The sequence below is a fragment of the Streptomyces lothianensis genome (genome assembly GCF_047779955.1).
Classification (GTDB): Bacteria; Actinomycetota; Actinomycetes; order Streptomycetales; family Streptomycetaceae; genus Streptomyces.
Genome location: NZ_JBLMKT010000016.1, coordinates 12,607 through 28,975 on the forward strand (window position 1 = coordinate 12,607; position 16,369 = coordinate 28,975).

The 16,369-nt window shown below is 70.5% G+C and carries 12 protein-coding genes; 6 read left to right on the top strand and 6 right to left on the bottom strand.

The annotated features are described in order from the left end of the window. The first annotated feature begins 182 nt into the window (after window positions 1-182). On the top strand, window positions 183-2,426 hold the full coding sequence (locus ACLF6P_RS03080) for a SpoIIE family protein phosphatase (RefSeq protein ID WP_415947867.1): 2,244 nt from the start codon (window positions 183-185) through the stop codon (window positions 2,424-2,426). A 100-nt stretch (window positions 2,427-2,526) separates the two neighbouring features. On the opposite strand, the gene ACLF6P_RS03085 is transcribed toward ACLF6P_RS03080, so the two are convergent. Further along, the gene (locus ACLF6P_RS03085) at window positions 2,527-4,902 is read right to left on the bottom strand and encodes a transglycosylase domain-containing protein (protein ID WP_415947868.1); all 2,376 of its coding nucleotides are present in this window, start codon (window positions 4,900-4,902) and stop codon (window positions 2,527-2,529) included. Window positions 4,903-5,232: 330 nt separating this feature from the next. Here ACLF6P_RS03085 and ACLF6P_RS03090 point away from each other — a divergent pair, with 330 nt between their 5' ends. Genes ACLF6P_RS03090 through ACLF6P_RS03100 form a run of 3 tightly spaced genes read left to right on the top strand, consistent with a single transcriptional unit; the run spans window position 5,233 to window position 8,842 of the window. Then, a complete protein-coding gene (locus tag ACLF6P_RS03090; protein WP_415947870.1) occupies window positions 5,233-5,760 on the top strand; it encodes a PadR family transcriptional regulator in 528 nt (175 codons plus the stop codon). After that, the gene (locus tag ACLF6P_RS03095) at window positions 5,757-6,497 is read left to right on the top strand and encodes an ABC transporter ATP-binding protein (protein ID WP_415947871.1); all 741 of its coding nucleotides are present in this window, start codon (window positions 5,757-5,759) and stop codon (window positions 6,495-6,497) included. The genes ACLF6P_RS03090 and ACLF6P_RS03095 overlap by 4 nt, the downstream gene beginning before the upstream one ends. A gap of 41 nt (window positions 6,498-6,538) precedes the next feature. Next, window positions 6,539-8,842 carry an FtsX-like permease family protein gene (locus ACLF6P_RS03100; RefSeq protein WP_415947908.1) on the top strand — a complete coding sequence of 768 codons (2,304 nt, stop codon included), beginning with the start codon at window positions 6,539-6,541 and terminating at the stop codon, window positions 8,840-8,842. A 179-nt stretch (window positions 8,843-9,021) separates the two neighbouring features. Here ACLF6P_RS03100 and ACLF6P_RS03105 read toward each other — a convergent pair whose 3' ends face one another. Continuing rightward, window positions 9,022-10,002, bottom strand: a complete 981-nt coding sequence (locus ACLF6P_RS03105) for a LysR substrate-binding domain-containing protein (protein ID WP_415947872.1) — start codon at window positions 10,000-10,002, stop codon at window positions 9,022-9,024. Window positions 10,003-10,152: 150 nt separating this feature from the next. Here ACLF6P_RS03105 and ACLF6P_RS03110 point away from each other — a divergent pair, with 150 nt between their 5' ends. Continuing rightward, a complete protein-coding gene (locus tag ACLF6P_RS03110; protein WP_415947873.1) occupies window positions 10,153-10,707 on the top strand; it encodes a peroxiredoxin in 555 nt (184 codons plus the stop codon). Window positions 10,708-10,712: 5 nt separating this feature from the next. Further along, a complete protein-coding gene (locus ACLF6P_RS03115) occupies window positions 10,713-11,261 on the top strand; it encodes an alkyl hydroperoxide reductase (RefSeq protein WP_415947874.1) in 549 nt (182 codons plus the stop codon). Between the two features lie 125 nt (window positions 11,262-11,386). Here the strand turns inward: ACLF6P_RS03115 and ACLF6P_RS03120 are convergent, their stop codons facing one another. From ACLF6P_RS03120 to ACLF6P_RS03135, 4 genes are all read right to left on the bottom strand, one after another. Further along, window positions 11,387-12,094: a hypothetical protein gene (locus ACLF6P_RS03120; protein ID WP_415947875.1), complete on the bottom strand. Its 708-nt coding sequence runs from the start codon at window positions 12,092-12,094 to the stop codon at window positions 11,387-11,389. Next, a complete protein-coding gene (locus ACLF6P_RS03125; RefSeq protein WP_415947877.1) occupies window positions 12,091-13,674 on the bottom strand; it encodes an AI-2E family transporter in 1,584 nt (527 codons plus the stop codon). The genes ACLF6P_RS03120 and ACLF6P_RS03125 overlap by 4 nt, the downstream gene beginning before the upstream one ends. 143 nt (window positions 13,675-13,817) lie before the next feature. Beyond that, entirely contained in the window at window positions 13,818-14,522 is a 705-nt protein-coding gene (locus tag ACLF6P_RS03130) for an aggregation-promoting factor C-terminal-like domain-containing protein (protein ID WP_463315315.1), read from the bottom strand. Between the two features lie 489 nt (window positions 14,523-15,011). After that, window positions 15,012-16,334, bottom strand: coding sequence for a PhoH family protein (locus ACLF6P_RS03135; protein WP_415947879.1), 1,323 nt, complete (start codon window positions 16,332-16,334; stop codon window positions 15,012-15,014). Window positions 16,335-16,369 lie beyond the last annotated feature (35 nt).

Here is a 16,369-nt window from a genome sequence, read left to right on the forward strand (position 1 = left end):
CCCTTGATGCGCCCCCATGCATCAAACGTAGGATCAACGTCCGGAACCATGACTCCCTGAATGCAGGATGGAAGCGCTGATTCGCGGGACCGGCACGCGGCTTGACGGAGCGTCACCGAGGGGCGGCGAGACGTGAACCGAGGCAGTGTGCCGGGCTCGATCGACGGACGGATTCGACACGCGTGACGGAGCACCCCACCTCCCACGACGGCGGCCATGCGATGGCCCCCGGCGCCAGCGGCCCCGCGGAACCTCGCGGGGTGGTGATGCCTTCCCGGATTCCTGCCCAGGACGGGGGCGCCACGCTGGGCTTACCCGCCCAGGGCGACCGCGGCGCCGAGCGCTCCGGTACGGAGCACGCGCAGGTGCCCGAGCAGCCGACGGGATCCGAGGCCAGGCCCGGTCCGCGCCCGTCCGCCGCTCCGGGCCGCGCGAAGGGGCGCGGCAAGTCCGGTGCGCGCGGCGGCGGGAAGAGCCGCCGCGAGGGCGGCAAGACGGCCCGGAGCCAGGACGAGGCCGCGGCCCGTAGCCAGGACGGGACCGCGGCTCGGCGTCAGGACGGGGCGGTCCCCCGGCACCAGGACGGGACAGCTCCCCGGCACCAGGGCGGCGCCCCGGCGTGCCGTAAGGACGGCGATCCGGCGGCGCGCCCCGGAGGCGACGCGGACGGGCACGAGGGCCGCGAGGACACCGCGTCCCGGAGCGAGATCGCCGCGGCCACACGCGCCACGGAGCGGCTGCGTTTCGTGGGCTCCGCGACCCGGCGGATCGCCCGCGGCATGGACCTCGACGAGATCGTGCTCGGCCTGTGCCGCTCGACCGTGCCGACGTTCTCCGACTCGATCCTGGTCTATCTGCGCGATCCGCTGCCGGTCGGCGAGGAACGCCCCGTGGGCCCGGTGGTGCTGCGGCTGCGCCGCACCGACCGGATACCCGACGCTCCCGAGGACGCCGAGGACTCCGTCACCGACGGCGTCCTGCAGCCCGTGCTCCAACTGCAGCCGGACGTCGGCCCGGCCGCCGAACTGTGCCAGGTACGCAGGGGCGGCTCGCTCGCCGAGGTGCTGCGCGGGGTGCGGCCGGTGTTCGGGGAGTCGGCGGCCGCCCGCGAGGCGCTGCCCGAACTGCTCGGCGTGGACCGCTCCCTGCCGGATCCGCACCGGGTGATCCTGGCGCCGCTGCGCGGCCACCGTCGGGTGATCGGGGCGGCCGTGTTCCTGCGCCGCCCGGACCGGCCCGCCTTCGAGGTGGAGGATCTGCTCGTCGCGGCACAACTCGCGACCCACACCGCGCTCGGCATCGACAAGGCCGTCCTCTACGGGCGCGAGGCCTATATCGCCGACGAGCTGCAGCGCACGATGCTGCCCGAGACCCTGCCGCAGCCGACGGGCGTACGGCTCGCCAGCCGCTATCTGCCGGCCGCCGAGACCGCGCGGGTCGGCGGCGACTGGTACGACGCGATCCCGCTGCCCGGCAGCCGGGTCGCCCTCGTCGTCGGTGACGTCATGGGGCACTCCATGACCAGCGCGGCCATCATGGGCCAGCTGCGGACCACCGCGCAGACGCTGGCGGGCCTCGACCTGCCGCCGCAGGAGGTCCTGCACCACCTCGACGAACAGGCCCAGCGGCTCGGCTCCGACCGGATGGCGACCTGCATGTACGCGGTGTACGACCCGGTCGCGCACCGCATCACCATCGCCAACGCCGGGCACCCGCCGCCGGTGCTGCTGCACACGGGCGGGCGGGCGGAGGTGCTGCGGGTGCCCGCCGGGGCGCCGATCGGGGTCGGCGGGGTGGACTTCGAGGCGGTCGAGCTCGACGCCCCGTCGGGCGCGACGCTGCTCCTCTACACGGACGGTCTGGTCGAATCCCGGCTACGGGACGTGTGGACCGGGATCGAACAGCTCCGCGAACGCCTCGCGGCAGCCGCGGAGCTGACCGGCCCCGACCACTCGCCGCCGCTCGAAGCACTGTGCGACGACGTGCTCGACATGCTCGGGCCCGGCGACCGCGATGACGACATCGCGCTGCTCGCCGCGCGCTTCGACGGGATCGCGCCGAGCGATGTCGCCTACTGGCATCTGGACCCCGAGGACTCCGCGCCCTCGCGCGCACGACGGCTCGCACGGCGGGCGCTGGTGCGCTGGGGGCTCTCCTCGCATACGGACGCCGTGGAACTCCTGGTGAGCGAGGTCGTGACGAACGCGGTCCGGTACGCCTCGCGCCCGGTCACGCTGCGGCTGCTGCGGACGGATGTGCTGCGCTGCGAAGTCGTCGACGACGTCCCGCAGTTGCCGCGCCTGCGCCAGGCCCGGGCCACGGACGAGGGCGGCCGGGGCCTGTATCTCGTCAACCGGATGGCCCGGCGGTGGGGAGCCACGCGGCTGTCCACGGGCAAGGTGGTGTGGTTCGAGCTGAACCGGTAGCCCCGGCCGACGTACGGGCCGGGGTGCGGAACCGGCACGGACCACGACAGGCGCCCCGGACCGGGATGGTCCGGGGCGCCTCTCATGCACCGCTCAGGGTTCAGCCGGTTCTGGGTTTCCAGCCGCCGTTGCCGTTGCCGTCGCCCTCGGTGTCGCCCGTGGACGACGGGTCCGGGTCGATGGGCGGCTCGATCGTGGACGGGCCGCCCGTCGGCTTGCCCGTCTCCGGATCCGTGGGCTCGATCGTCTCCGTCGGCGGGGCCTGGGTCTCCGTCGGCGGGTCCGACGGCTCCTCCGACGGATCCGGGGCCTCGGTCGTCGGGGCCTCGGTGGTCGGCTCCTGGGTGGTCGGCTCGGAGGTGGGGCCCATCTCCGCCTCCAGGTCGAACTTCGCGTCGGAGCCGCCGTTCAGGGCGCCCAGGGTGTACTCGGCCCAGATCTCGGCGGGGAAGCCCGCACCGTGGGTCGCAGGACGGCCGCCCGCGCCGTACAGCGGGACATGGTTGCCGGCCTTGGCCGGCTTGTCCTCGGACGTCTTGAGACCGCCACCGCCCTCGGGCGCCTCGCCGTAGAGGCCCACGACGGTGACGAGTTCGGGGGTGTAGCCCGCGAAGAGCGCCGAGACGTTCTCATCGGTCGTACCGGTCTTGCCCGCGGCCTCGTACTTGCCCGCGTACTGTCCGCGCAGGACGGTCGCACCCGTACCGCCGTCGTTGGTCACGCCCTGCAGGACCGCGGTGACGGTGTCGGCGGTCTGCCGGCTGATCGCCGGGCCGTTGTCGTAGTCGGGGATCCACTCGCCCTCCTCCGCGTGCTCCACCGACTTGATGATCGACGGTGTGACCTTCTTGCCGTGCGCGGCGAAGGTGGAGTACACCCCGGCCAGGTCGTAGGGGCTCGCCTCCATGGAACCGAGGGTCATGGCGGCGTACGGCTTGAACTCCCGCATGCCCAGATTGGTCGCGGTCTCCACGACCTTGTCCATGCCCACATCGGCGCCCATGGCCGCGAAGACGGAGTTGGTGGAGTGGTTCATGGCGGTCTGGACGGTGATGGGGCCGTAGTTCGTGCCGCCCTCGTTCGGCGGATCGTAGATCGCGCCGCCGGGGAACTCGACCTCCACTTCGCTGTCGCCGTCGTAGACCGTGTTCGGCGTGATCGGCTCGCCGTCCTTGTCCAGCGACGCGTTCTCCAGGGCGGAGGCCAGGATGACCGGCTTGAAGGTCGATCCTGGCTGGTAGTCGCGGCGGGTGGCGTTCGACCTCTCGTGCTTCAGGAAGTCCTCGCCGCCGTAGAGCGCGACCACCTTGCCCGTCTTCGGGTCCACGGAAACGGCACCGGCCTGCACGGCCGCGTCGACCTTGCGCTTCTTCGGGTCGAGCTGCGAGGTCAGCTTCTTCTTGACGGCCTTCTCCAGGGCCTTCTGCTTCTTCGGATCGATGGCGAGCTGGATGGTCCAGCCGCCCTGGTCGATCTTGTTGTAGGCCTCGTTGACGTCGAGGTCGTACTTCTTCATCAGATGGCGGGCGAGCTCGTCCTTCGCCGCGCGGATGTGGTAGCCGTTCTGGCCCTCGTGGCCCGGGGCCTGCTTGGGCTTCTGCGGCTCCTGGAACTTCTGCTCGGCGCGCTCGCTCTTGCTGAGCCAGCCCATCTCGACCATGTTGTCGAGGGCGTAGGCCCAGCGGTCCTTGGCGAGCTTCTTGCCCGTCTCGGAGGCGATCGCCCAGTCGTACTGGTTCGGCGCCTGGAGCAGGGCGGCGAGATAGGCGCCCTGGGAGAGGGTCAGGTCCTGCGCGTCCACGCCGTAGTAGGCCTGGGCGGCGGCTTGGATGCCGTTGACGCCTCGGCCGAAGTAGCTGGTGTTCAGGTAGCCCGCGAGGATTTCGTCCTTGGAGATCTGGCGGTCGATCTTGAGGGCGATCACCAGTTCCTGGACCTTGCGGCTGACCGTCTGCTCCTGGGTCAGGTAGTAGTTCTTGACGTACTGCTGGGTGATCGTCGAGCCGCCCTGCTTGCCCTTGCCCATGAGCGTGTTGAGGACACCGCGGGTCGTGCCCTTGATGTCGACGCCGGGGTCCTTGTAGAAGGTCTTGTTCTCGGCGGCGACGACGACGTGCTGGACGTCCTTCGGGATCTTGCTGAGGTCGACGATCTCGCGCTTGGTGTCGCCCACGTTGGCGATCGTCTTGCCGTTGATGTCCTTGTAGACGTTGCTCTGCAGTTCCGCAGCGTCGTTGGGGTTCGGGATGTCCACGTACATGTAGAGACCGACGGCCGCGCCCATGCAGAGGAGGATCAGGCCGAAGAGCGTGCCGACGACCTTCTTCCACGTGAATATTCGACGCAGGAGGCTGCGCTCGCTGCCACGCGAGGCGGCCCGGCGCCGGTCGGCCCGGCCGCCGGCCGACGGCGAAGTCTGTGCTCGGCGGGCACCGCCGCCACGCTGCCTCGCTCGTCTGTCTTCCGCTCGGCCCATGGTTCGCGTAGCTCCAGTCGTGTTCTCGGCTTCCCCCCGGGTCAGCTCTGAAAGCTAACACCGCAGGTGGGGGCAAAGGGATTACGATCCGCCCTTTTACGGACGTGACAATCAGCACCTGTTCCTACTGGAACCGACCATCGAACGGGTCGAACGGTTGCTCTTCCGGATGTGAAGGATCAACTTCGGCAGGTCCGGACATCCGTTTTGCGGTAGTTGAGCAGCATTGGCGCGGAGTCACAGCATGCGGCGCCGGTCTCACCCGCACGCCCGGGCGCCACCCGAGGCCCGTATACACACCGTGTATACGTGGTGTGTATAGTCCCCGGCATGAGTATCGGACACACCCTGCTCGGCCTGCTGGAGAGCGGCCCCCGGCACGGGTACGACCTGAAGCGGGCCTTCGACGAGAAGTTCGGGCATGACAAGCCGTTGCACTACGGGCAGGTCTACTCGACGATGTCGCGACTGCTGAAGAACGGGCTTGTCGAGGTCGACGGGGTCGAGGCCGGGGACGGGCCCGAGCGGAAGCGGTATGCGATCACCGAGGCCGGGATCACCGATGTCGACCGGTGGCTCGCGGCGCCCGAGAAGCCCGAGCCGTACCTCTCCTCGACCCTGTACACGAAGGTCGTACTCGCGCTGCTCACCGGACGCGATGCCGCCGACCTGCTCGACACGCAGCGCGCCGAGCATCTGCGGATGATGCGGATGCTGACCGAGCGCAAGCGCAAGGGCGATCTCGCGGACAAGCTGATCTGCGATCACGCCCTGTTCCACCTCGAAGCCGATCTGCGCTGGCTGGAGCTGACCGCCGCCCGCCTCGACAAGCTCGCCCAGGAGGTGGCCGCCCGATGAGCCAGAGCCAGAGCCAGAGCCACAGCCACAGCCACAGCCACAGCCCTGCGAACGCCCCCGCCGGTTCCCTGCTCACCGCGCAGGATCTGCACAAGACCTACGGCCCGACCAACGCGCTCGACGGCGCCTCCTTCTCCATCCACCCCGGCGAGGTCGTCGCCGTCATGGGCCCCTCGGGCTCGGGCAAGTCGACGCTCCTTCACTGTCTCGCCGGCATCGTGACGCCGGACGCCGGCAGCATCACGTACGACGGGCGTGAGCTGAGTGCGATGAGCGACGGCCGGCGCAGCGCGCTGCGGCGCTCGGAGTTCGGCTTCGTCTTCCAGTTCGGGCAGCTCGTGCCGGAGCTGAGCTGTGTCGAGAACGTCGCGCTTCCGCTGCGGCTCGCCGGCACGAAGCGCAAGGAGGCCGAGCGGGCCGCGCTGCAGTGGATGGAGCGCCTGGAGGTCGACGATCTCGCGAAGAAGCGGCCCGGTGAGGTCTCCGGCGGTCAGGGTCAGCGGGTCGCCGTGGCGCGGGCGCTGGTGACCGGGCCGCGGGTGCTGTTCGCGGACGAGCCGACCGGTGCGCTCGACTCACTCAACGGCGAGCGGGTGATGCATCTACTCACGGAGGCGGCCCGTTCGGCGAACGCCGCCGTCGTCCTCGTCACGCACGAGGCGCGGGTGGCCGCGTACTCGGACCGCGAGATCGTCGTGCGCGACGGCAGGTCCCGTGACATGGAGCCTGCCCTGTGAACGTCTTGAACTCCTTGAACGCCTGGTCCAGGGACCTGGCCATGGGCGCCAGGTTCGCGGTCACGGGCGGGCGCGAAGGCTGGGTGCGTACGGCGCTGACGGCGCTCGGGGTCGGGCTCGGCGTGACACTGCTGATCGTGACGAGCGCGGTCCCGACCGCCATGCAGGCCCGGGGCGAGCGTGAGGACGCCCGCAACGACATCACGTTCGATGTGACGGTCCCGCCCAAGGGTGAGGACACGCTGGTCCTCGCGCAGGTCGACACGGAGTTCCGCGGCGAGCGCGTACGCGGCCGGATCATGCAGCCCGATGGGCCGAAGGCCCCGCTGCCGCCCGGGGTCACCGCCTTCCCGAAGGACGGCGAGGTCCTCGTCTCGCCCGCGCTCGGCGAGCTGCTGAGGTCGGGGGACGCGGAGCTGCTCGCCGAGCGGATCGACGGGAAGGTCACCGGCACGATCGGGGACGCGGGCCTGATCGGTCCGCACGAGCTCTCGTACATCAAGGGCTCCGACAGCCTCGAGCCCACCGGGTACAGAATCCACCGTCTCGATTCCTTCGGCAGCACCGGGCCGCCCGAGGGGCTCGATCCGCGCCTGATGCTGCTCACGCTGATCATCTTCATCGTGCTGCTCATGCCGGTGGCCGTGTTCATCGCGGCGGCCGTGCGTTTCGGCGGCGAGCGGCGCGACCGCAGGCTCGCCGCGCTGCGGCTGATCGGCGCGGACGGGCGGATGGCGCGCCGGATCGCGGCGGGCGAGGCGGCGATGGGGGCGCTGCTCGGCCTCGTGGTGGGCGCCGGGTTTTTCCTGGTGGCGCGGGAGCTGGCTTCGCGGGTGCGGGTGATGGACATCAGCGTCTTCCCGCACGACCTCACGCCCGCGCCCGCGCTGGTGGCCCTGGTGGCGTTCGCGGTTCCGGCGGCGGCGGTCATGGTGACGCTGTTCGCGCTGCGGGGTGTGCTGATCGAACCGCTCGGTGTGGTCCGCACGGCCAAGCCCTCGCGGCGCAGGCTGTGGTGGCGGCTGCTGCTGCCGCTGGCCGGGCTCGGCCTGCTCTATCCGATGATCGGGCAGGGCAATGACAACGGTGAGTTCAACGAGTGGATGGTCACCGGCGGTGTGGTCCTGCTGCTCGTCGGCATCACGGCCATCCTGCCGTGGCTGGTCGAGGCGGTGGTGGCGCGGCTCGGCGGCGGGCCGGTGTCCTGGCAGCTGGCCGTGCGCAGGATGCAGCTGAGCAGCGGTTCGGCGGCCCGGCTCGTCAACGGCATCGCGGTGGCCGTGGCGGGTGCGATCGCCCTGCAGATGCTGTTCGCGGGGGTCTCGGACTTCTACACGAAGCGGACCGGCGAGGATCCCTCGCAGGCCGACCTCAGCCTCTTCCTCCCGGAGTCGCCGGACGCGTACGGGCAGCTCGCCGAGGAGGTCGAGGCGCTCGGGAGCACGCCGGGCGTCACCGAGGTGATCGCGCCGGTCGTGTTCACGACGATGGGTGAGCGGGCGGTCGAACCCGAGCGCAACGCGACCGTCACGAGCGGGAGTTGCGCGGCCCTGCGCGAGGTGGCCGGACTGCCCTCCTGCGAGGACGGGGATGTGTTCCGGGTCGAGGGCGCCTCGTACGACGAGGACACGCCGAAGCTCGCGCGGAGCGGGAGCACGGTCTTCCTGGATCCGACCTACGGTCCGTTCAAGGGCACGGCCGTCGAATGGCGGCTGCCCGGGTCGATCAAGGTGGCGCAGGTGAAGACCGCGCCGACCGGCGGCGATACGGGCGGGCTGCTCGTCACGCCGAGCGCGCTGCCGAAGGCGGCGCGGGCGTCGCTGACCGGGTCGATGCATGTGCGGCTCGACCCCTCGGTGGCGGACGCGAGCGACGAGGTGCGCACGGCGGTCTCGCGGATCGCGCCGCTCACGGAGGTCCACCAGCTGGCCGCCATGGAACGCTCGCACCAGTTCGACTCGATCCGCACGGGCCTGTTCATCGGTGCGACCTGCGTGCTGCTCCTCATCGGGGCGAGCCTGCTCGTCTCGCAGTTGGAGCAGCTGCGGGAGCGGCAGAAGCTGCTCGCCGCACTGGTGGCCTTCGGGACGCGGCGGCGGACGCTGAGCCTGTCGGTCCTGTGGCAGACGGCGGTCCCGATCACCCTCGGCCTGCTCCTGGCCGCGGTGGTCGGCCTCGGGCTCGGGCTGGTGCTGCTCGGGATGGTCTCGGTGGACGCGGCCGTGAACTGGTCCTCGGTGGTGGCGATGACCGGGGTGGGCGCGGGGGTGGTCCTCGCGGTCACCCTCCTGAGCCTACCGCCGCTGTGGAAGCTGATGCGGCCGGAGGGGCTGCGGACGGAATAGGGGGTGCGCCTGCGGGGGCGGGTGCGGGCCGTTGCGCCTGCGGATGCGGGTGCGGGCCGTTGCGCCTGCGGATGCGGGTGCGGGCCGTTGCGCCTGCGGCGGCTTCTGTCCCCGCCCGCACCTTCCCGAAACCGGGGGCAGCCCCCGGACCCCCCTCATCGCACTCAACGCGCTCGTCGTCAAACGCCGGACGGGCTGAAATCGCCGGCGGGGGTGACGGGGAGCCCCCGTACGGCTGTCCGGAGTTCGTCGGCCAGCTTCGCGTACTCCTCCGACCGCCCGGCCCCCGCCCGCGCCACCAGTGCGATACGGCGCGAGGGGGCCGGGTCCGCGAAGGTGCCGGTCACCAGCTGGGCCGAGCGGGAGGTCTCCACCGGGACGGCCGTGCGCGGCAGCAGCGTCGCGCCGATGCCGCCCGCGACCAGTTGGACCAGCGTCGACAGGCTCGCGGCGGTCGTCGTCACCGGGGCGTCCGCCCGGCCGGCCTCCTGGCAGACGTCGAGGGCCTGGTCGCGCAGGCAGTGCCCTTCGGCCAGCAACAGCAGGTCCAGGTCGCGCAGGACCGTGCGCGGGATGCCCTCGCGGCCGCCCAGCTCGTGCCCGAGCGGGGCCACCAGGACGAAGTCCTCGTCGAAGAGGGGCAGCTCGACCGTGCCGGGCACGCCGAGCGGTACGGCGAGCAGCAGCAGGTCGAGGCGGCCCGAGGTCAGCCCCTCCACGAGGGACGAGGTCTGCTCCTCGTGGACCTGGAGGTCGAGTGCCGGATACTTCTCGCGTACGAGATGGAGGACCGTCGGCAGCAGGTACGGCGCCACCGTCGGGATCACGCCCAGCCTGAGCACTCCCGTGAAGGGCCCCCGTGCGGTGTCGGCGTCCTCGACGAGCTGGTCCACCGCGGCGAGGACGGAGCGCGCCCGCCCCGCGAGCCGCTCGCCGGCCGGGGTGAGCAGCACCTTGCGGGTGGTGCGCTCCACGAGCCGTACTCCCAGCACGTTCTCCAGCGCCAAGAGCGCACCGGAGAGCGCGGGCTGGCTCGTCCCGATCGCGGCGGCCGCGTCCCTGAAGTGCAGATGCTCGGCGACCGCCGCGAAGGCACGCAGCTGCGCGAGCGTCGGCTGCCCGCGGCGCTCACGCGGGTCCCCGTGTCTCACCCCTGCCATGGACGACTCCCTCGGATTGATAACCCCCTCCGATCACGGTGAGCGATTCTAGCTATTTCCGCGATCAGTCCACCCCATGTGAAGATCGGTATCCGTCCAACCCCCTGGAAAGCCCCGAAACGGGCGCTTTCCGCATTGCAAGGAGAGCGTGTGCTCACTGTCGGTGACAAGTTCCCCGCGTTCGAACTGACCGCCTGCGTCTCGCTGGAGAAGGGCAAGGAGTTCGCGCAGATCGACCACAAGACCTACGAGGGCAAGTGGAAGATCGTCTTCGCATGGCCGAAGGACTTCACCTTCGTGTGCCCGACCGAGATCGCCGCCTTCGGCAAGCTCAACGAGGAGTTCGCGGACCGCGACGCGCAGATCCTCGGCTTCTCCGGTGACTCCGAGTTCGTGCACCACGCCTGGCGCAAGGACCACGACGACCTGCGTGACCTGCCCTTCCCGATGATGGCCGACTCGAAGCACGAGCTCATGCGCGAGCTCGGCATCGAGGGCGAGGACGGCTTCGCCAAGCGCGCCGTCTTCATCGTCGACCAGAACAACGAGATCCAGTTCTCCATGGTGACCGCCGGTTCCGTCGGCCGTAACCCCAAGGAGGTCCTGCGGGTCCTCGACGCGCTGCAGACCGACGAGCTCTGCCCGTGCAACTGGACCAAGGGCGAGGACACCCTCGACGCCGGTGCTCTCCTGGCCGGTGAGTGACCTCCATGGCACTCGATGAGCTGAAGTCCGCGCTGCCGGACTACGCCAAGGACCTGAAGCTGAACCTCGGTTCGGTGATCGGGAACTCGGAGCTGCCCAAGCAGCAGCTCTGGGGCACGGTCCTCGCCTGCGCCATCGCCTCCCGCTCGCCGCGCGTCCTGCGCGAGCTGGAGCCCGAGGCGCGCGAGAACCTCTCCGCCGAGGCGTACAACGCCGCCAAGTCCGCTGCCGCGATCATGGCGATGAACAACGTCTTCTACCGCACGCGTCACCTGCTCTCCGACCCGGAGTACGGCACGATGCGCGCCGGTCTGCGGATGAACGTCATCGGCAACCCGGGCGTGGAGAAGGTCGACTTCGAGCTGTGGTCGCTCGCCGTCTCCGCGATCAACGGCTGCGGCCAGTGCCTCGACTCGCACGAGCAGGTGCTCCGCAAGGCCGGTATGGACCGCGAGACGGTCCAGGAGGCCGTGAAGATCGCCGCGGTACTGCAGGCGGTCGGCGCGACGCTGGACGCGGAGGGTGTGCTGGCGGAGGCCGTCGCCACCGTCTGAGCGGTTCGCTCGCGGTATTGCGCGGTCTCGCAGCGATACGCAATACGAAGGGCCCGTCGACCGTTTCGGTCGGCGGGCCCTCCGGCTTGCGCGGGGTGTGCGGCGATGGCTGGCGTGGCGGTCGGCTACTTCTTCAGCTCGGCCATCAGGTCCTTCATGTCGGCGACCATCGGGGCCTGTACGCCGCTGAAGTCGGCTTCCGGGAAGTCCGGCCGCACTTCGTCCTCCTCCACCCACTCCGTGTACATGGTGGAGAGGGAGATCCGCAGCACCACCGCACCCTCGCGCACCTGGAGCTGCGGACCGCTCATGTCGGGTTCGGCCATATACACCGCCTGGTCGCCCAGGCCTGACACGGGCTCGTGCGCGACCTTGCCTCCGTCCCGCCAGTCCGACTGGGTGGCCAGCACCTCGAACTCCGACGCCGGGTCGGTCTTCTTGTGCAGCGCGACTTCGACCCGTGCCATGACATGCAGGCCGTCGGCCTGGGGGTCGCCGAACCGCAGGTCGCACCACGCCCGGTCCAGCGCCGGATCCTCCCGTACCGCCCGGTGGTCGGGCGTGCGCTTGCCGTACTCGGAGGCCAGCGCGCTCAGCTTCGCCGAGGTGCACAGGTCCTCCGGCAGCTCGTACCCCTTCAGGTCCGTCGCCGGTCCCTTCCCCAGTTCGTACAGCGTCCCCGCCCACACCGCCGAGGCGACCAGCGCGCCCCCGAGCGCCCACAGCCAGGGCCTGCGCCCGGTGGGCCGGGCGGGCGGCGGGGGCGGCTCGACGACATCTGCGGGCGCGACGGGCTCGCCGTCCGCTCCGATCAGTTCGGGCTCGGATATCAAGAGGTCCCCTTCCCCCCGGTGCTGCCATGCCCGCTGTCCCCGCCGTCACCGGCGTCCCCCGGGCCCGGGGACGAAGCCGGTACGCCGCCCGCGCCCGCGAGGGCCGGCGCCGTGTCCGCTCCCGCCGCGGCCTGCTGCAGCCGGCTGTCGTGCGCGTAGGTACGCAGGTATCCCACCACGGTGTTCGTCACCGCGACCAGGGGCACCGCCACGACCGCGCCGCCGATCCCGGCGGTCATGCCGCCCGCCGCGACGGTGAGCACCACGGCGAGCGGGTGCACCCGGACCGCGCGGCCGAGGATGAACGGCTGCAGTACATGGCCCTCGATCTGCTGGACGGCGAGGACGACGAGCAGCGCCATGAGCGCCGTGAAGACGCCCTGGGTGACGAGGGCGACGACGACCGCGAGCGCCCCGGAGATGACCGCGCCGACCAGCGGGATGAAGGCGAAGAGGAAGATGAACACGGCGAGCGGCACGGCCATCGGGACATCGAGGAAGTAGATGCCGATACCGATGAAGATGGCGTCGATCAGGGCCACTATCACCGTGCCGCGCACATACGCGGTGAGCGTCCGCCAGGCCCGCGGGCCCGCGCCCGCGACACCCGGGCGGGCCTGGGCGGGCACCAGTTTGAGGGTCCAGCGCCAGATCCGCTTGCCGTCGTAGAGCAGGAACAGCGTGGAGAACATCGCGAGGAGTATCCCGGTGAGGATCTCCACCATGACGGTGACGCCGGCGAGACCGGCCGAGGTGATCTCCTCGGTGTTGGTGCCGACAGCCTCGCGGAGGTTCTTCGCGATGTCGTTGATCTGGTCCTCGGTGACATGGAACGGGCTGTCGAGGAGCCAGCGCTGGAGTTCGTCGATACCGCGCTGGACCTGGCTGGAGAGGTCGTCGAGGTTCTCCATGACCTGCCAGACGACGAACCAGCCGACCAGGCCCATGATGACGAAGCCCGAGATGAAGGTGACGGCCGTGGCCAGGCCGCGCGGCAGGCCGAGGCGCCTGAGGCGGGCGACGGTCGGCTGCAGGAGTGCGGTGATGAGCAGCGCGGCGACGAAGGCGAAGACCACGAGCTGGACGGAGGAGATGGCCCGCATCAGGATCCACAGCGCGCCCGCGAGCACGAGGAGGCGCCAGCCGACCTCGGCGGCGACGCGGATGCCCCAGGGCACGGCGGCGACCGGGTCGGGACGGGCGGCTATGGCCGGTGCGTAGGGCGGGGGTGCGGGGACGACGCTGCCCGTGGCCGCCTCGTTCTCGACGGCCGCTGCCTCCTCGCCGCCCGACGCCGGGCCCGTACGGTCGGCGCGTCCCGCGCGTCCCGCGCGTCGGCGGGAGGCCTTCTCGACAGGTGTCCCGCCTCCGGCTCGTCCGCCCGCCACGGGCAGCCCGCCCTCGGCCTCGGACAGCACTTCCCCGGGCAGCGCGTCCCCGGACAGCACGTCCGCATCGGACAGTTCGCCGTCCGCGCCGACCTGCGCGCGCTCGGTGCGCTCGCGCCGCTCGTCGAGTCGCTCCCCCAGGCGGGAGAGCCCCTCACCCACGCGGCCGAGCCACCCTGGCAGTCTCGACATGGTCTTCCTTCTTCCCCCCACCGATCCCCCGGATCCCGAACGGCTCGAACCTACACGCGCGAAGCCCCCCACCGAAGGACGGTGAGGGGCTCCGCGAAGTTGAGCGCTACGGGGTATCCGTAGGCATCAGCTCGGTACCGGGCTCAGTACCAGTTGTTCGCCTGCCAGAAGTTCCAGGCTCCGCACGGGCTGCCGTAGCGGTTCTCCATGTAGTTCAGGCCCCACTTGATCTGGGTGGCGGGGTTGGTCTGCCAGTCGGCGCCCGCGGAGACCATCTTCGAGCCGGGCAGGGCCTGCATCAGGCCGTACGCGCCGGAGGACGGGTTCGTCGCGCGGTAGTTCCAGCTGGACTCGTGGTTCACGATGTTGCTGAAGCACTGGAACTGGTCGGCGGGGACCATCTGGCGGGCCATCGCCTGAACCTCGGCGACGGTGTACGAGGCCTGCTGCGGGAAGCTGCTCGCGTCGCGCGCGGCGGAACGGCTCGCGGCGAGCTTCGCCTCGCGCTCCTTGGCCTTGCGGTCCGCCTCGGCCTTCTCCGCTGCCTTCTTCTTGGCGACGGCTTCTTCGGCCGCCTTCTTGCGGGCCTCTTCCTCGGCGGACTTCTGCGCCACGACGTCTGCCGCGGCTGCCTGCGCATCGGCCTGCTGGGTCAGGGATGCGGTCTGCACCTGGACCTGCTGGCCTGCGGGAATGTCTGCGAGGAGAGTCCCTCCGTCGGCAGCGGTCGCCTCCAGGTCCTCCGAAGGCTGCTGGGTGCTGCCCGAGGCAACGCCCACGACTGCACCGACAGTGGTGACCGCGGTGGCCGAGGCCACTGCGAATCCCCGGACCGAAATCCGGCTCACACGGTTTCCTTCCAGCATCGCCCGAGGGGTGACCGTTCGGGCGCAATCGTGCCCCTCGCACTGGCTTCCCCCCTGATGAAAGCTTGGTCACGGGAAGCACGGACCCGGTGGGGCAACTCCTGTGCGGGAGGAGCCTCTTGTGTCGCGGGTGGCATACGGCGGTCGCTATGTAGTTGAGAGGTCCAACTGACCCCGTACCTCCCCCAAGGGCCTTGAGGGCCTGGGGGTGCCCCCAGGGGGTACAGGAGGTGCCGTATGCGGGGCCTGACAGGAACCAGACTCTGCCCGAACCGGACGGGTCGCGGCAATTCCGCGTTGCGTGGGAAAGCTCACACCCCGTTTGCACCACCTGTTTCATGGAAAGCCGCACGCGCGCAGGCGCCGCGCGGGTAAGCTCTCCGGCTTTCCCGCGCGGCGCCTGCAACTGCCGCTCACTCCCCGGGACTTCCCGCACTTACCATACGCCCCGGGCCTCTCGGGCTTTACTTCTCAGGTATGCCCATCCTCCAGCATTTCGGTCACCAGGGCCGCGATCTGCGAACGCTCCGAACGGGTCAGCGTGACGTGCGCGAACAGCGGATGCCCCTTCAGTTTCTCGACCACGGCGACGACTCCGTCGTAGCGCCCGACTCTGAGGTTGTCGCGCTGGGCGACATCGTGGGTCAGGACGACACGGGAATTCGCCCCGATACGGGACAGAACGGTCAACAGGACATTCCGTTCGAGTGACTGGGCCTCGTCCACGATGACGAAGGCGTCGTGCAGCGAGCGGCCGCGGATGTGGGTGAGCGGAAGCACCTCCAGCATCCCGCGCGCCGCCACCTCCTCGATGACGTCCTTCCCGGCCACCGAGCCGAGCGTGTCGAACACCGCCTGCGCCCACGGGCCCATCTTCTCGGCCTCGGTGCCGGGCAGATAGCCGAGCTCCTGGCCGCCGACCGCGTACAGCGGACGGAAGACCATCACCTTCTGGTGCTGTCTGCGTTCGAGGACGGCTTCGAGTCCCGCGCACAGCGCCAGCGCCGACTTGCCGGTGCCGGCCCTGCCGCCCATGGAGACGATGCCGACCTCCGGGTCGAGCAGCAGATCGAGCGCGATGCGCTGCTCGGCGCTGCGGCCCTTGATCCCGAAAGCCTCACGGTCCCCGCGAACGAGCCGGACATTGCCCTCGGCCGTCACCCGCCCCAGCGCCCGGCCGCGCTCGGAGCTCAGCATCAGCCCGGTGTGCACCGGCAGGTCGGCGGCCTCCGGGACATACAGCGTCTGCTCCTCGAAGAGCAGATCGACCTGCTCGCCTGCCAGCTGCACCTCGGACATTCCGGTCCATCCGGAATCCGTGACGGCGAGCTCGGCGCGGTACTCCTCAGCCAGCAGGCCGACGGAGGAGGCCTTGATACGGAGCGGGAGGTCCTTGGAGACGACGGTGACGTCGTACCCCTCGGCCTGGAGGTTGCGGGCGACAGCAAGGATCCGCGAGTCGTTGTCGCCCAGGCGGTAGCCGGCCGGGAGCACGCCGGGGTCCGAGTGGTTGAGCTCGACGCGCAGGCTGCCGCCCAGATCCCCGATGGGGAGGGGCGCGTCGAGGCGCCCGTGGCGGACGCGGTAGTCGTCGAGCCTGCGCAGTGCCTGCCGGGCGAAGTACCCGAGCTCCGGGTGATGCCTCTTCGCCTCCAGCTCCGTGACGACGACGATCGGAAGTACGACCTCGTGTTCGTCGAAACGGTGCAGGGCGCCCGGATCGGCCAGCAGGACGCTGGTGTCGAGAACATAGGTGCGCCTGTCGGGCATGCGGCGCTTAGTGCTGTTCACCACGGAAGGACGTACCCCCTTGAGCAAGGTCGGGGAGC